Origin of the sequence: Paenibacillus sp. LPE1-1-1.1 (assembly GCF_040676435.1) — a bacterium.
Classification (GTDB): domain Bacteria; phylum Bacillota; class Bacilli; order Paenibacillales; family Paenibacillaceae; genus Pristimantibacillus.
Genome location: NZ_JBEGHY010000001.1, coordinates 953,631 through 967,893 on the forward strand (window position 1 = coordinate 953,631; position 14,263 = coordinate 967,893).

The 14,263-nt window shown below is 51.8% G+C and carries 10 protein-coding genes; all 10 read right to left on the reverse strand.

The annotated features are described in order from the left end of the window. Window positions 1–58 precede the first annotated feature (58 nt). The 10 genes from MRBLPE1_RS04400 to MRBLPE1_RS04445 all read right to left on the reverse strand — a co-directional run bounded on the left by MRBLPE1_RS04400 (window position 59) and on the right by MRBLPE1_RS04445 (window position 14,242). Window positions 59–1,120 carry a Gfo/Idh/MocA family protein gene (locus MRBLPE1_RS04400; RefSeq protein WP_364142025.1) on the reverse strand — a complete coding sequence of 354 codons (1,062 nt, stop codon included), beginning with the start codon at window positions 1,118–1,120 and terminating at the stop codon, window positions 59–61. Between the two features lie 37 nt (window positions 1,121–1,157). Then, window positions 1,158–1,931, reverse strand: coding sequence for an N-acetylmannosamine-6-phosphate 2-epimerase (locus tag MRBLPE1_RS04405; protein ID WP_364142028.1), 774 nt, complete (start codon window positions 1,929–1,931; stop codon window positions 1,158–1,160). Next, window positions 1,928–2,887 carry an ROK family protein gene (locus MRBLPE1_RS04410; protein WP_364142031.1) on the reverse strand — a complete coding sequence of 320 codons (960 nt, stop codon included), beginning with the start codon at window positions 2,885–2,887 and terminating at the stop codon, window positions 1,928–1,930. Before MRBLPE1_RS04410 ends, MRBLPE1_RS04405 begins: the two co-directional genes overlap by 4 nt. Window positions 2,888–2,929: 42 nt before the next feature. Then, window positions 2,930–3,925: a carbohydrate ABC transporter permease gene (locus MRBLPE1_RS04415; protein ID WP_364142034.1), complete on the reverse strand. Its 996-nt coding sequence runs from the start codon at window positions 3,923–3,925 to the stop codon at window positions 2,930–2,932. Window positions 3,926–3,939: 14 nt separating this feature from the next. Further along, a complete protein-coding gene (locus MRBLPE1_RS04420) occupies window positions 3,940–4,842 on the reverse strand; it encodes a carbohydrate ABC transporter permease (protein WP_364142037.1) in 903 nt (300 codons plus the stop codon). 2 nt (window positions 4,843–4,844) lie between these two features. After that, window positions 4,845–7,415 (reverse strand): DUF5696 domain-containing protein, encoded by a 2,571-nt coding sequence (locus tag MRBLPE1_RS04425; protein ID WP_364142040.1) that lies wholly within the window; start codon window positions 7,413–7,415, stop codon window positions 4,845–4,847. A 4-nt stretch (window positions 7,416–7,419) separates the two neighbouring features. Then, window positions 7,420–9,483, reverse strand: coding sequence for a YIP1 family protein (locus MRBLPE1_RS04430; RefSeq protein WP_364142043.1), 2,064 nt, complete (start codon window positions 9,481–9,483; stop codon window positions 7,420–7,422). A 20-nt stretch (window positions 9,484–9,503) separates the two neighbouring features. Further along, window positions 9,504–10,376, reverse strand: a complete 873-nt coding sequence (locus MRBLPE1_RS04435; RefSeq protein WP_364142046.1) for a carbohydrate ABC transporter permease — start codon at window positions 10,374–10,376, stop codon at window positions 9,504–9,506. A 2-nt stretch (window positions 10,377–10,378) separates the two neighbouring features. After that, complete coding sequence (locus MRBLPE1_RS04440) at window positions 10,379–11,251, reverse strand: carbohydrate ABC transporter permease (RefSeq protein WP_364144485.1); 873 nt, start codon at window positions 11,249–11,251, stop codon at window positions 10,379–10,381. Between the two features lie 96 nt (window positions 11,252–11,347). After that, window positions 11,348–14,242: an extracellular solute-binding protein gene (locus tag MRBLPE1_RS04445; protein WP_364142049.1), complete on the reverse strand. Its 2,895-nt coding sequence runs from the start codon at window positions 14,240–14,242 to the stop codon at window positions 11,348–11,350. Window positions 14,243–14,263: the final 21 nt, after the last annotated feature.

The following is a 14,263-nucleotide window of genomic DNA, read 5'->3' on the forward strand; positions in this document are numbered from 1 at the left end:
AAATGCTGTTCCCCGGCTTACACCCGGAGGAACAGCATTTTTCATGAGAAGCCCTCGCTCAGCTGAAATGGATTTCCTGGCCTTTCTCCGCCGATTCATAAATGCCGCATAACATTTTCATCACTTCGAGCCCATCCTCGACCGGACTCAGCGTTTCTTTTCTTCCGAGGCAGCTGTCGATGAAATGGTTGATTTCATTTTGGAAACCGCTTGAAAAATCGAAGCCGAGCTGGTCAACCTGCGGCGTAATGTTCAAGATGGTATCATGTCTCTCGCCAACGATAAAAAGCCCCGGCTCGATTTCCGCCCCGCCCCTGTCACCGAATATTTTAACGCTGATCTCATCCTGCTTCGCATGCAGCGTAAAGCTTACGTCAACCAGCAGCGACGCGCCGTTCTCGAATCGGATCAGGGCGTTGGCCAAATCCTCTACCGTATTTTTGCTGGAGTCATAGTCCGAGGCTTTATAGAAAGCCAGATTTTGAATATTCGCCCGATTGCCGAGCCGCCGATAGGTATTTCCGCTGATCGACTTCACCTTCGGCTTCCCCATCAAATACCAGCATAAATCGATGATGTGTACGCCAAGATCGATGAGCGGCCCGCCCCCTGAGCGTTCCTTGTCGGCGAACCAGCCGCCCGGGTTTCCTAACCTGCGCAGGCAGGTCGCTTTCGCATAATAAATGTCGCCAAGCTCGCCCGCGTTGATGAAGCGCTGCAAGATATCCGTATTCGAGCCGTAGCGCCTCACGAAACCAACCTGCAGTACCTTCCCGCTCTTCTTAACCGCTTGCTGGATGCGCTCCGCTTCCGCGACGGTTCTGCAAAGCGGCTTTTCCACGAGCACATGCTTGCCGGCCTCTACGGCGGCAATGCTAATTTCCGCATGCGAATTATTCCAGGTGCAAATGCTTACCGCATCGATTTCCGGATCGGCAAGCAGCTCGCGGTAATCGGTGAACACCTTCTGCGCTCCGTGCGCAGCCGCCTTATTTTTTGCCCGCTCTTCGTTCAGATCGCAGATGGCATAGAGGTTGACTTCCGGATTGCGCACATAGGAATTTAGATGAATCTCCGAGATGGACCCTGCGCCGATCACGCCGATGTTTACTTTTTTCATCGTACATAACTCCCCTTCATCATTTGATATGGCCAGTTTATTCCTGCGGTTTGTTCCCCTTGGCGCAGGAGTGCGCCGCATTGCGATTGTTCCCTCTCGCTTCCTCCTCATGCAGTCCCTGCATTTTTGTTTGGATGCGGGTGACAAAACGTCTGACGACCTCCTGCGGCCTCGTGATTGCGGTCCCGATCACGACGGCATGCGCGCCGGCCTCGTAGCAGCGCAGGCATTCCTCGACCGTCCATATCCTACCCTCCGCGAAGACAGGCACCTGCCCGAGCGCGGACAGCTTCCCGATCAGCTCAAAATCAGGAGTTTGCAGCTTCGGACTATAGGGCGTATAGCCCGACATCGTCGTCGATACGACGTCTACCCCCAGCTGCATGGCCATGGCTCCTTCCTCGAAGGTCGAGATATCCGCCATAATAGACGTGTCTGGGAAGCTTTTGCGAATTTCAGCAATGAGCCGGTCAAGCTTCTCATTGCCAGGCCTCGTCATTGACGTACTGTCGATCGCCACGATATCCGCACCCGCCCGGATGACCTGATCGACCTCTCGCAGCGTAGGAGTAATGTAGACATCGCTGTCGGGATAATGTTTTTTATACAGCCCGATAACCGGCAGCCTGCATCTGTTTTTGATGGAGGTAATATCCTGCGGCGTGTTGGCGCGAATGGCCGAGGCTCCGCCCGCTTCCGCTGCGGCCGCCATTGCCGCCATGATATCCGAGCCGTATAAAGGCTCATGCTCTTGCGCCTGACAGGAAACGATAAAACCATCCTTTAGGCTGGAAATTAACGGTTTGATCATAGCGACACCTGCTTACTGGAGCGTTCCTCGGCGTAATGCCACACTTGTGCGGCTGCACCGATCACACCTGCGCCCGCACCGATATACGAAGGAACAATCCGGCAATCTTTCCACATGCCCGGAGAGGTTCTCGCTGCAGCTTCCTTCTCTAATGCTGCAAAAAATGCGTCTCCCGCTTCAGCCACCCCGCCGGCAATGATGATCGCCTGCGGATTAAAGGTGTGTATGATTCCGCTTATGGCCGAAGCCAACGCGCGTATAACCACCCCCATAGCCCGAACGGCATATGGGGCGCCAACCGTCCAATCCGCTAGAACCTCTTTGGCGCTCAGGCCGCGCGTGTTAGAGGCATCATCATCGCCAAGCGCCTCAAGCGCAACCCTTGCAATGCCGGTGCCGGAAGCGTACATCTCAATGCAGCCATAATTGCCGCAGCTGCAGCGGGGGCCGTCGAATTGGACCGAGGAATGACCAAGCTCGCCGGCCCCTCCCGACGTTCCGCGTAGAAGCCGGCCGTCAGCCACGACCGCCCCTCCGACTCCGGTACCGAGCGCAAGGCATACGTAATGCTCGTACTGCCGGCCCGCACCGAAGCATTTCTCCGCAATCGCGATGACATTCACGTCATTGTCGACATATACGGTTAAACCGAAACGCTGCTCCACGGTTTGCTTGATGGGAGTCCCCGTCCAGCCCGGAAGCGTATCTACAGCAAACGATACGGCGCCGGTCGCAAAATCGATCTGACCCGCGCTGCCAATGCCGATCCCGGCGATTTGCTCCTCGCCTTGCCGGATCAATTTGTCGATGCCGCCTAACACCGTTTGCATGACATGCTCAGGCCCCAGTCCTGCGAGGGTAGGTACGATTTCATGGCGAATGATCCTTCCGGCTTTGTCGACAAGCGCAAAGTGAATTTTCGTTCCTCCGATATCTACTCCTATGGCATAGTTCATTGCAGCACTCCCTTATCGTTTGTCCTGTAGCCCGGATCATCGTTACCCAACCAATCCCGTACGCTCCACGCTCTCAACGAAGTAACGCTGCGCAAATAAATAAAGGATAAAAATCGGTAAAATCCCAAGCAGCGTCCCCGTATTCAAATAAAGCGACGTATGGGATATGCCCCCGACATATTCGGGACGAACCGCACCCGGCAGCAAATCCAGCATTCTTGCGAGAAGCGTGTAATTCGGCGCGAATAGATTCACAAAGTAGCTGTCATTCCACTGCCATATGAATGAGAACAGCATGACCGTTGCAATCGCGGGCACCGCATTCGGCAGCATGACTCGCAGGAAAGTCCCGGGAATGCCCGCTCCGTCCACATAAGCGGCCTCCTCCAGATCCTTCGGCAGCGAACGGAAAAACTGCCGGAAAATAAAAATATACAAGCCGTTTTTCAAGCCCATGGCAAGACCCGACGAGATGAAGAACGGCCAGAAGCTCTCCAGCAGGTTAACGCCGTCTTTCCCCGTAAAGAGATGGTATAAGCCAAAAACATCGAAGAAACGGTAATGTAAATAGGTCGGTACCATAATCGTTTGAGGCGGGATAACGATCGTGAAGATGACGATTCCGAACAGAATCGAACTGCCGCGAAACTTAAGCCTTGCAAAGCCATAGCCGGCCAATGCGCAGGAGGTTAATTGCAGCAGCGAAGTGCCAATGCTAAGGATCAGCGTATTGGTTACCGATTCCGGATACTTCAGATAGCCCATGACGGTTTTGATGTTTTCCAGCGTAAAATGCCTGGGCAGCCATACGACCGTCGCGTCGAACATATCCTGCTTGTCGCGTAAGGCGATAGACAGCTTTGTAAGGATGGGATATACAATAATGAAGCAGATCCCTAAAATGAGCACGGTACGAATGATCACCCACAGCCAATGCTTCGCTTTCTCGAGCGGACTATGAAGTTCATACCAGCTCGTTACGGCCCGCGCCGCGGCTGAGGCCGAGAAGCGCTTGCCAGCTTTCGATTTCGCTTCCATAGCTCTACTCCCCCTTAGTCGTAGTAGAAAACCCGTTTCGAGATCAGGTACGTTGAAATGACCAGAATGATCGATATGACAAGAAAATAAATCCATGACATCGCCGAGCTTACGCCAAAGTCCAATCTTCCGAATGCGGCGTCCTGAATCATTTGCGTCATGTTATTGTCGTAAAAGGAATCGATGATGGTATAGACCACATTCGTTAAAATAAGCGGAGATATCATCGGAAACGTAATTTTCCAAAAGGCTTCATAGCCCGTGGCGCCTTCCATCTTCGCCGCCTCATAGAGAGAAGGAGAAATCGACTGCAGTCCGGCAAGGAAGATTAGAATCTGTACGCCGGAAGAACTGATAATTTGGTAGATACGATCTACCGCGCCCGTCAAATAGTCGACGATTTCCATGCTTAGACCCGCTTGGAACAGCAGCGGCTTGAGCTCGATGCTTCGCAGTCCCGAATAGTTGCCCTCCAAGTCTGTTGAAGCGGAACCGATCATTTGAGCAAGAAAGTTGCCGTTATCCAGCTTGGCGATCACTCCGGAAGCCAATACGACGGGAAGAAAAATGATCGCCCTTGCAAGCATCCTTCCCCTAAACTTCTGCGCCAGGAGCGTCGCGGTAAATAAACTGAAGAAAATAATCAGCGGCACGTTCAATGCCATCGTCGTTACAGCCTCGGTCAATGTACGAACATACCATGCGTCGACAAAAAAGATATTGCGGTAATTTTCAATGCCCACGTATTGGAGGGAGTAACCCTCCGCGTTAAGCGTCAGCTTATGGAAGCTGAATTGAAGCGACTGGAAAAACGGGATGACCATCAGCAGCAGGAAACCCAGCAGCCAGGGGGTTACGAAGAGCACGCCGTAAATTTCCTTTTTGCGCTCCAAGCTGAGTGTTCGTTTCTTCGACATCCTTATCCCCCCTTAACCAAGTAATCATTTGCTTCGATCGTCACGCCATCGACGGAGGCAGCAGCCCCGCCGTAATTGACGAAAACCGTCAAGCCGTTCTCGTATACGGTTTTGTAGACGCGTTCCGCGAGCTTTTCGTGCTTCATTATGCTCTGTCCGCGAACCTGCTTTAACACTTCGTTTACCTCGCCGTAGGCTTGAACGGCTTCTTCGAACCATTGCTCGTAATGGTTCGAGTAAAGATAGCTGAACCTGGTTTCCTTCAATACGGACGGATCCTCATAGAACCAGTTGAAATAGACGTTTGAGCCGGTCTCGAGCGATCGCAGCACATTCGTTTGGACCTGCTGGTCATCTGCGATGTTGTAAGCTTTTCCCGCATATTCGATATAGCCGTGCAGCACCATTTGGATAAAAGGTACGGATTCCCCGGCCAGCTGGTATTCATTGCTCGTTTGCGGCAGGTTAAGAATATGCGATGCGTAAGGAAGCGCATAGGCATTACCCCCGTTGACCAACATGTCAGGCGACTGCGACGAAATGGCTTGAAGCTGGGAAGTTACGATCCGCTTCGCGTCTTCTCTGGTCACCTCTGCATTTCTGCGGAAATCGGAATAAAGCTCGGAGCCCAAATCCCTTAAGGAGATCGATCCGGGATTCAGCTTCTTGAAATCCGACAGGAATCCATTCACCGTAGAGGCGAGCCTTCTAGGCGTTAGCAAATAATGCGACAACAGCTCGTTATGCTTAAAATAGGCGGCACGGTCGAACTCATATATTTTCGCGTACCGGCGGGAGATGTACTGTGCCGAGTCTTTGCTTGGACTGAATTTCCCGGAATTGCTATACACATGCAGGAACGCCGCATCAGGGTAAAATCCGCCGCCGCTCTTCCGGAGCTTCTCCGCTAAGCGGTTCCATTCGTCTTTGCTTCCAATGACGCGATCCATTTCGATTCCCGAAGCAATCGTATGGTTTAAGCCTTCATTAAACCAGCCCTTGTAACGAAGCCGAACATTCTGAATTTGATTGGCGTGGAGTTGATCGACGAGCTTCTCGGCTTCCTTCAAATCCGTTAGGGATACAAGCGCTTCGTAAGGAAAGCCGAGCAGGTTTTTCTTTTTCGGGATGTTGCCGGTAAGCTCCAGATAAAACGGCGTATCTCCCTCTGTTTTCAGCTTGGTCAGTCCATACGCCTTCTCCAGATAAGCGCGGTAGCTCGCGGCCATTCCGGAATAATCAGCCTGCTCCCCGCTTAACAGGGAATAACGGATTTGCAGTTTGCCTTTATAGGTTTGCTTCGGCGTTTTGTGCATGATCTCGTTATTGCTGAGACGAACCTCATCCTTAGGCAAAATAAGGAATTGGGCCGCAACCGTATTAAACTCATGCAATCGCCCGCTTATGTCCGCGGACAGCTTGGCGAGCGCTTCCCCCTCCTCGATGATGGCGAGAAAAGCAGCATCATTCTTCTTCATCCCGAATACCGGCAACCGGTTTGGCTCAAGCGTGTTGAACTTCTCCCTTACGTAGATCGAGCTGTCTTCGCCGTATATCGGGATTAAGATGGGCTGTGCTTGAATGTTGCCGCTGTTGAATCGAATCAGCGTGCCCGACCCGTCGGGTACAAAAATATAGCCGTCATCCTTTCGCCCTGCCGCGCCAAAATTCTCCAGCAAACTGATCGAATGGATGCGATAAGGCGGCGTATCCTCCGTAATGGATGACGTATCGATGGAAGCGATCAGGTCACGGCCATCCAGTGTATAGTGAACCGTTGCCGAAAATTTCGGATTGGCCGCCGCCTGCGCAGCTTCCCCGCTGCCTGCGTCGCCGTTATCGATGGCAAGATCCTCTTCCGTATATTCCATTTTCTCGAAGAGGGCCAGCAATTTCTTCATCACGGCTTTTGGAATTTCCCGGCGCTCGTACAGGTTTTTCTCTTCATTAAATTTATACCTGACCTTCAGCTGTTCTTGATCGGCCGGATCCTCCAAGCGCTTCAGCAATCTCTCCTCGAACCGTTCCTTGCCCACCGTCTGCGGAATCGATTCAAGCCCCTTTTCGGGATCGCCGAATAGGTACGTGACCGCTAACCCGGCTGCGGATTGTTTAATCTCGAACTGTTTAAATTTCACGCTGTTGTTATAGCTGTCGTAATCCTTGTTCTGTCCGTTTTGCGTCAGGTAGACGAACGAAATTTGCGAGGCTAGTTTCCCCTTTAAGTAAGGGGAAGCGAGCTTATCCTCCGCGCTGTCCGGATTCGACCGCCAAATCTGACCGCTTTGTTTATCAAGGACCGCAATCTCTGCCGTTGTCCGGCTGATATAGAGCCGAAGCTCGTCGTTCTCAAGCGCCGGATCAAGGCCCTCGATTCGGGGCACTGCTTGGACCGACGCGTCCATGGCGCGGAGGGAAGCATCGGGTATTCCGTTTTCCGAATCGGAGGGCTCCGTTTGAGCAGCAGGGATCTCGGCGCTTTCGGACGAGCCAGTCATGCATGCTGTAAGCGAAAGCATGGCAACCAGCAGGGACAATGCCATCCACTTCCGCAAATTATCGTGAATCGTCATGGAATTATCCCTCCCCTAATCTGAACATCGCTTCTTTATAGATCGTAGCCGCGAAAGAAAGCATCTGCTGCGCCAAACTGAAGAAAAGCAAGCCCAAGAAAATGATGATGCCCATCACGATCATCGTCAGAATCATCGTCATGACGGTTTTGCCTACCGTATATTGGTGAACCGTAAGCATGCCGACAAACAGTAAGCCGAAAAACCACAGGAATCCGAACGATTCCAGCAAGCGGTAGAAAGAGCCCTCCTGAACCGTGATCACGTTGGATAATAAGATAAGCGGAATTTGCATCAGTACGACCGGTATGAGCGCATATGCGGTCGCCATTACGATCTCCTTGAATTTCCCTTCGCCGTCCATCAGAGTCGTCATGGACCAGTTGGCGATGCACCATAAAAAAAACGGGAGAACGATGAATTTGATCTCGTCGAGCAAATTTACGCTCTCCGCATTAACGCTTGGGTTAAAGATAAATCCGGTAAACTGCCTCTTCAAGACGTAGAGAAGGGAGAGGACGAGCAGCAGCAAGAGCGCGAACCAAATCTTCCCTTTTTTCTCGAACTTCAGCTCCCAGAAGCCGTTAAACGGATGGAAGATCGTATACCACCCCATCAAGGCGACTCCCGGCTCTGTTTCCCTTCTCTTCATCAATACTTTCGCCGTTATGAGCAGAACCGCGACGGCTATTACGCTTGCCGCAATTTTCCCGAAATGCTCCCACATGAAATCCTTTCGGTAGCGCTCGAAGGCCCGGGAATAATATTCACGGTGCATGCCAAGCTCGAAATGCTTCATTGCTTCGTAATTATGCCCCTGCCTAAGCTCCGCTTTCCCGATTCCTAAATAAGCGATTTCCAGGTTATTGTTTAAAAGCAGCGCCTCGCGCCACTTCTCGACCGATTTCTCTTCCTCACCCGAATCGTTAAAAATTACGGCATCCCGAATCACCTGCCCGTAGCGGGTCGGCTCGAATAGGACAAGCTGGTTCAAGCCTTTATCGAGCACGATCATCTTGTCGTCAAGCATGTCGATATCGGACGGCGTCTTAAAGGTGCCGACCTGTTCGCCTAGGAGACCGTAAATATACATAAGCTTGCCTTCCCGGTCGTACGTAAATATCCGTCCGCGCGTGTTGTCCAAAATGCTGTAAATGCCGTTCCGGTCAAGGGAGACGCTTTGGATCGCGGACGTGCCGGATCTTGTGCCGCCGATACGGAACCTGACGTCCCCTTTCGGAGGATGGTAGCCCGTTCGCTTCAACACGTCTGTTCCGGAGGGATTCAGACGCTTCACCGGCGCATCTGAAAACTCCTCGCTTGTCGTCGCGTAAATGAAGCCCTCCTTATCGATATCGACGTTATTGAATTCGACGGGGATAAACAGCACCATCTTCGAACGCTGCTCCTTCGTCATGACACGCTTCCAGAATAAATCCGCGGCGCTGTAACGCACTTTATTGACGCCCATGAATCCGGTGAATTTCCCTCCGGAATCGAACTGCATGATGCCGTTAAATACGCCCTTGCCTACAACGTAGAGCCGGCCTGCCGAATCACCGACCAATTTAATCGGCTCATATACGAAGCTGTCTCCAAGCACTTCACTCTCCGGCGCACCGATCACGCGGACCAGTCCGCCATCCTTTGTCAGCTCGACGATACGTTTATTTCCCGTGTCCGCAATAAGCAGATGTCCGTTTGAATGAACGAAGATCCCCTGCGGCGCGGAGAAGCCATCCGCTTTATCGCCGTTCTCAAACGTATCGATCGTTTGAATCACGCTTGCCTGTTCATTCAGCACGACGATCCGGTTATTCCCTGTATCGGCTACGTAAATATGATTGTCAGGTGTAACGTATAGATCTTCCGGCGATTTGAACGGTCCCGAGCTTAACTGTTCCCCTCCGATTTGCTTGACCGGCAAATAAGGCACGGGCGCCGGCTCGGGATCTCCCCACCAAGAATAGTTGTAGCCATCGTATGGCGCAGCGTGTACCGGCACTGAAATGCCAACCATTATCAGCAGTAGAGGGAAGAGCAGCAGATATTTACTTAATCGATTCAACGTAAGCCTCCCCTTTCCCATCATTCTTTCATGCCGGAGGTTGACATCGTTTGAATAACACTGCTCTGAGACAGCACAAAGATGAGAATCGGAACCGTTAGCAGCAGCAGCGTCGCTGCCATGGAAGGACCGGTCCGGACGATGCCTCCCGCCAAAATCTGGCTTAACGCATAATCGATCGTTTTGAGCTGCTCGCTGTAGATGTACATGGAGCCGGCTGCCCCTCCTGCTCCCCACAAACCTTGGAACGAGAAAATAACGAGCGTAAGCCATGCGGGCTTAACGACGGGCATGACGACGCTCCAGAAAATGCGGAACTCACTGCAGCCGTCGATTTGCGCAGCCTCCAGCAGCGCATCCGGAATTTGCTCCATGAATTGCTTCATGAGGTAGAGCCCTAGCGATGAGCCGATTGCCGGTATGATGATAGCCCAGTGGGTATCCAGAAAACCCAGCCACGACATCGTCATGTAATTCGTGATTTGCGTGACCGTTGCCGAGAACATGAGCGACAGGACTACGATCGAGAACAGAATGCCCTTGCCTGGAAATTTCCGTTTGGCCAGCGGATACGCCGCAAGCGAAGCAATCAGAACGTGACCGGCCGTACCGACGATCGCGATAAAAAAGGTATTGAAGATATACCGGGTAAAAGGTACCCACGAGCCCGAAAGCAAATGATATAAGTCCGTAAAGTTCGTAAGCGTCGGATTCTTGACAAAAAAGTCCGGTGGAAACTTCAAAATTTCATTAATCGGCTTGAAGGCATTGCTGATGACAAAAACCAGCGGCATGGCCATAAAATATCCGACCGCTGCCAGCAGCAGAAACAAGGCGATATCGCCCGTCCATGAACGGCTGACTCTTTTCTTCTTAAAGCTGATAGGGATCACGCTTACTCACCGACCTTCGCCAGCAGCCTTCGCACGATGAGATTGGAACCGAGCATCATCGCGAACAGCACGGTCGCAATAGCCGACGCATAGCCCATCTCAAATCGAATGGAGCCGTAATCCATCAAATGCGTTACGATCGTGTGTCCCGCATATTTGACGCTGGGGAAGCCTGCCAAAGCGGTTGCCACCTCCGCAACGCCGAAGGAAGCCGTAATTTGAATGACCGCGCCGAACATGAGCATCGGCCTCATCGAAGGCAGCGTAATGAACCAAAGCTCCTGCCATCGGTTGCGTATGCCGTCGATTGCCCCTGCCTCGAACAGCGTCTTGTCGAGACTCTGCAAACCTGCGATGAATGCAAGAAAGCTCGTTCCGAGGCTGAGCCAAAGCTGCACGACGATAATGATCGGAAGAATGTATTTCGGTGTCTTCAGCCAGAGGATCGGTTCCAATATCAAATGCCATTTCAAGAGAAAGGCATTGATATAACCGTAGGAATCGCTGCTGAACAAGAGCGTCCACACGATAAAGGCGCTGCCCGACAAAGCCGGAGCATAGAAGACTAACGTCGCGAAGGCTCTGATTTTGGGAGGAAACTCATTAATGATCCAAGCAAGCACAAAACATGCGATATAGCTGACAGGTCCCGTGATTGCCGCAAAAATCAACGTGTTCTTCAAGGCAATAAGGAAAACATCATCCCTTACGAATAATTGGGCGTAATTCCGCCAGCCTACCCATTGCGGAAACTCCAGCATATTAAAATTGGTGAAGCTGACCAGCAGCGATAAGCAAACGGGAAAGACGGTAAAAGTAAAGAAGATGAGGAAGAACGGCGCAAGCATGGCATAAATGACCTTGTTCTTCTTCATTTCCTTCCATGTGTGATTCAACCGCGGCCGCGGATTTCCGTTCTCCAGCCTAAGCTTGGTTTTCTTGACGAGCGGAATCATTTGGAGCCCTCCCTTCTACTTCGTCGGCAAATCGAACTCTTCGCGCTTGATCGTGATTTCCTGATTGATCGTCCTGACATAGTTTTCAAGCGTTTCCCGCGGCTCGCTGCCCTCCGTGTACACCTCGTAAAAGGCATTGTAAATATGGCGGTCCAGCGAGTAGCCTCCCGGAACTGCTGGCCTTCCGACGACCCATTCGAGCTCGTCAACGAGCTGGTTCAATTCCTTCGCCGACCATGGAAGCTGCTGCAAAGCCTCCAGATTAGCCGCTGCATAGCGGGCAGATTCGCCCAGTATGGCCTCCATTTCGCGTCCGAACGTAACCTGCGCTTCCGTATCCGTCCACCATTTCATGAATGCCCAGCTGGCCTCTTTATTTTTGGCGTTTTTAAACATGACCGTTCCTGTCGCCGTGCTCATCGTGTCATGCCGTACGGTTCCATCTTCCGCCCGGGTTCCCGGTACCGCGACAAAATTCCATTGGCCTCTAATTTCCGGGGCAAAAATGGTCAAAAAGTTGAACGTCGTGTAATCCGCGATGCCGATCGGCATTTCGCCTGTCCGAAAACGGTTGATGAAGTCAAATTCGATCGGAAGCTTATAGTTGGTATAGAGCTCCGTCCACTTTCGGAACGTTTCAATGCCGATCGCCGAATCCAGGTCCGTTGCGATACCGTCTTCCTGATAAAACCGTCCGCCGTTTTGGTAGAGCATCGATTCGAATACGATATTTTGCGGCAGGGCCAGATCCATGTTGTGCTTCTGGAGCTCGGGAATGATCCGGTACATATCCTCCCACGTTTGCGGAACGTCCAGATTCAGCTCCTCCAAAATATCCTTGCGGTAAAACAGCATCGGGAACGACTGCGTCTCCGGAAGCGCGTAAACCCCGTCCTGATAATCAAAGCTGGCAAAAGCGCTGCCCATGAACCGGTCTCGCACCTTATCGAACTCCGGGAAAGCAGATAAATCCTGCAGCGCGTTTCGCATCGCAAAGTTAATGACATCCGATTGCGTCAACGCAATATCGGGTCCCTTCCCTGCCAGCGTCGCAGGCAGAACGACCGCCGGATTGACAAGCTGCAAATTTACCGATATGCCGGTATGCGGAGTAAAGGAATTATCGATCATGGAGCGAAGCAATTGCGCCTGGTCCCGGCCTGCCGCAATCCATACGGTTACTGTCTTTTCATCTTTCTTTTCGTTGCTGATATGGCTGTAATCCTCGGAAAACGATCTTGCAAACGACATAACCTCATGCACGGATTTGCCGATCATTCCGGTGCTTACCTTCGGAAGAGAAACGTCCGGCGATTTGAAAAATAAGTAATCGACCTCAAGCGGTTGCTGATTAACGGTAAGCAGCCATGTCCCGAGCGCCGTAACATTGTCCTTGAAGCTCTTAAGCCGCGAGGTTAACGTCTCGGTGCGGCTGCCTAGATCCTTCAATTGATAGGAGGTTGTTCTCAGTATGGTGGTGCTGGCGCTCGTTCCTCCGACCATCTCATCCATCCGGTCCGCAGCGGCGGTAAGCAAATTGCTTTGCGCCTCGAACACCTTCTGCAGCTCGGGGATTTTCTTCTCCAGCTCGTAATCGCGGAGAGGATCGGGCGAAGCGGAAGTAATCATGATGATTTTGAGATATAGAGAGTTCAGCTGCTGGATGCTCGAGCGCACCATGCGGATCGTTTCCGCCAAGTCGCCCATCGTAAGCTCCAGCTTGATTTGATGCTTCCCTTTCGTTAAATAAAATAAAAACGGTTTTCCGTCCTCGCCCGGCGTTCCGATTTGCCATGCCCCGTTATAACGAAACGGTATAGCCTCGGCTTGCTTGAAGGGTATTTTCCCGTCAATGGACAGCTCTCTCACTACATTGACGCCTCTGACCGTATTTTGCTTATACCTGAGACCGAATTCATAGAGTCCGTCCTTCGGAATATCCACTTCCCACGAAATCCACTGGCCGGGAATTTTCCAATTGACGCCTCCGATCGTATTCATTCTAATTTTCGATACATGATAGGGTTCCGTTCCCGGACTGGAGCGATCGTTAAGCGGGTACAAGGATGGATTCGATTTGAACGCGGCGTCCTCGCCCTGAAACTTGATAAACAAGCCGTTCGTCGTTTCATAACCGAGCTCTTGGTAGGTTTGCGCCATGCTTGCATAGGCGGGGATTTCTTCTTGTTGAAAAAGCGTCAAATAGTCTATGATCATCGGTTCTCTAAGAGAAACGAGTGAAATTCGATGTTGGCCTTTGGATAGATAAAAAGAAAAGGGCTCTCTGTAATAACCTTCCGCATCACGCAATATTCGCTCCTGCCACTGCGGGCTTTCGACCTGTCTCGGCCTCAAATCATTTTGTTTGGCATCCTGCTCCAGCATGTTCAGCTCATTGCGCCATACCCGCGAAAATACGAGCCTCGAAGCTTCTTCAAAGGGAACCTTCCCGTCTACGAGGAGTTCTCTTTCTATGGGGGACGTGTTTCCCGCCATCGGAAAATAACGCAAGCCGATATGATATAACCCGTCTTCCGGCACATCAACATCCCAGTGGATAGCTCCCGAATCTTCCGTTGCGACGACAGGTGTCGCAGCACCCTCGTAATCTTCCATAGCGCTAACTTTCATGCCATCGGAAGCGGCATAAGACTCTCCTTCAATCCTTTGCGTGCCGGAAGGATGCGGCTCGTCAGCATATTTCGCAGCATAATCCTCATAGCGATTGCCTGCCGAAGCGGAAGCGGCTGTCTTCTTCTCCAATCGGTTCGGTGATGCTTGGACTGTTCCCAATACGTGATCGCTGCCTGATGATCGGCTCGCAGGAACGATGGAGACGATTATCACGAGCATGACCAGGGCCAATAGGGCGCCAATCCATCTCTTTGTCTTCCTGGTTACCTTCAGCATGCGAACCCCTCTTTCCTCTTC

Excerpts from the sequence above, each read along its gene's own strand:
- MRBLPE1_RS04445 (WP_364142049.1), bottom strand. The coding sequence starts at position 14,242 with ATGCTGAAGGTAACCAGGAAGACAAAGAGATGGATTGGCGCCCTATTG.
- MRBLPE1_RS04405 (WP_364142028.1), bottom strand. The coding sequence starts at position 1,931 with ATGATCAAACCGTTAATTTCCAGCCTAAAGGATGGTTTTATCGTTTCC.
- MRBLPE1_RS04400 (WP_364142025.1), bottom strand. The coding sequence starts at position 1,120 with ATGAAAAAAGTAAACATCGGCGTGATCGGCGCAGGGTCCATCTCGGAG.
- MRBLPE1_RS04425 (WP_364142040.1), bottom strand. The coding sequence starts at position 7,415 with ATGACGATTCACGATAATTTGCGGAAGTGGATGGCATTGTCCCTGCTG.
- MRBLPE1_RS04420 (WP_364142037.1), bottom strand. The coding sequence starts at position 4,842 with ATGTCGAAGAAACGAACACTCAGCTTGGAGCGCAAAAAGGAAATTTAC.
- MRBLPE1_RS04410 (WP_364142031.1), bottom strand. The coding sequence starts at position 2,887 with ATGAACTATGCCATAGGAGTAGATATCGGAGGAACGAAAATTCACTTT.
- MRBLPE1_RS04415 (WP_364142034.1), bottom strand. The coding sequence starts at position 3,925 with ATGGAAGCGAAATCGAAAGCTGGCAAGCGCTTCTCGGCCTCAGCCGCG.
- MRBLPE1_RS04440 (WP_364144485.1), bottom strand. The coding sequence starts at position 11,251 with ATGAAGAAGAACAAGGTCATTTATGCCATGCTTGCGCCGTTCTTCCTC.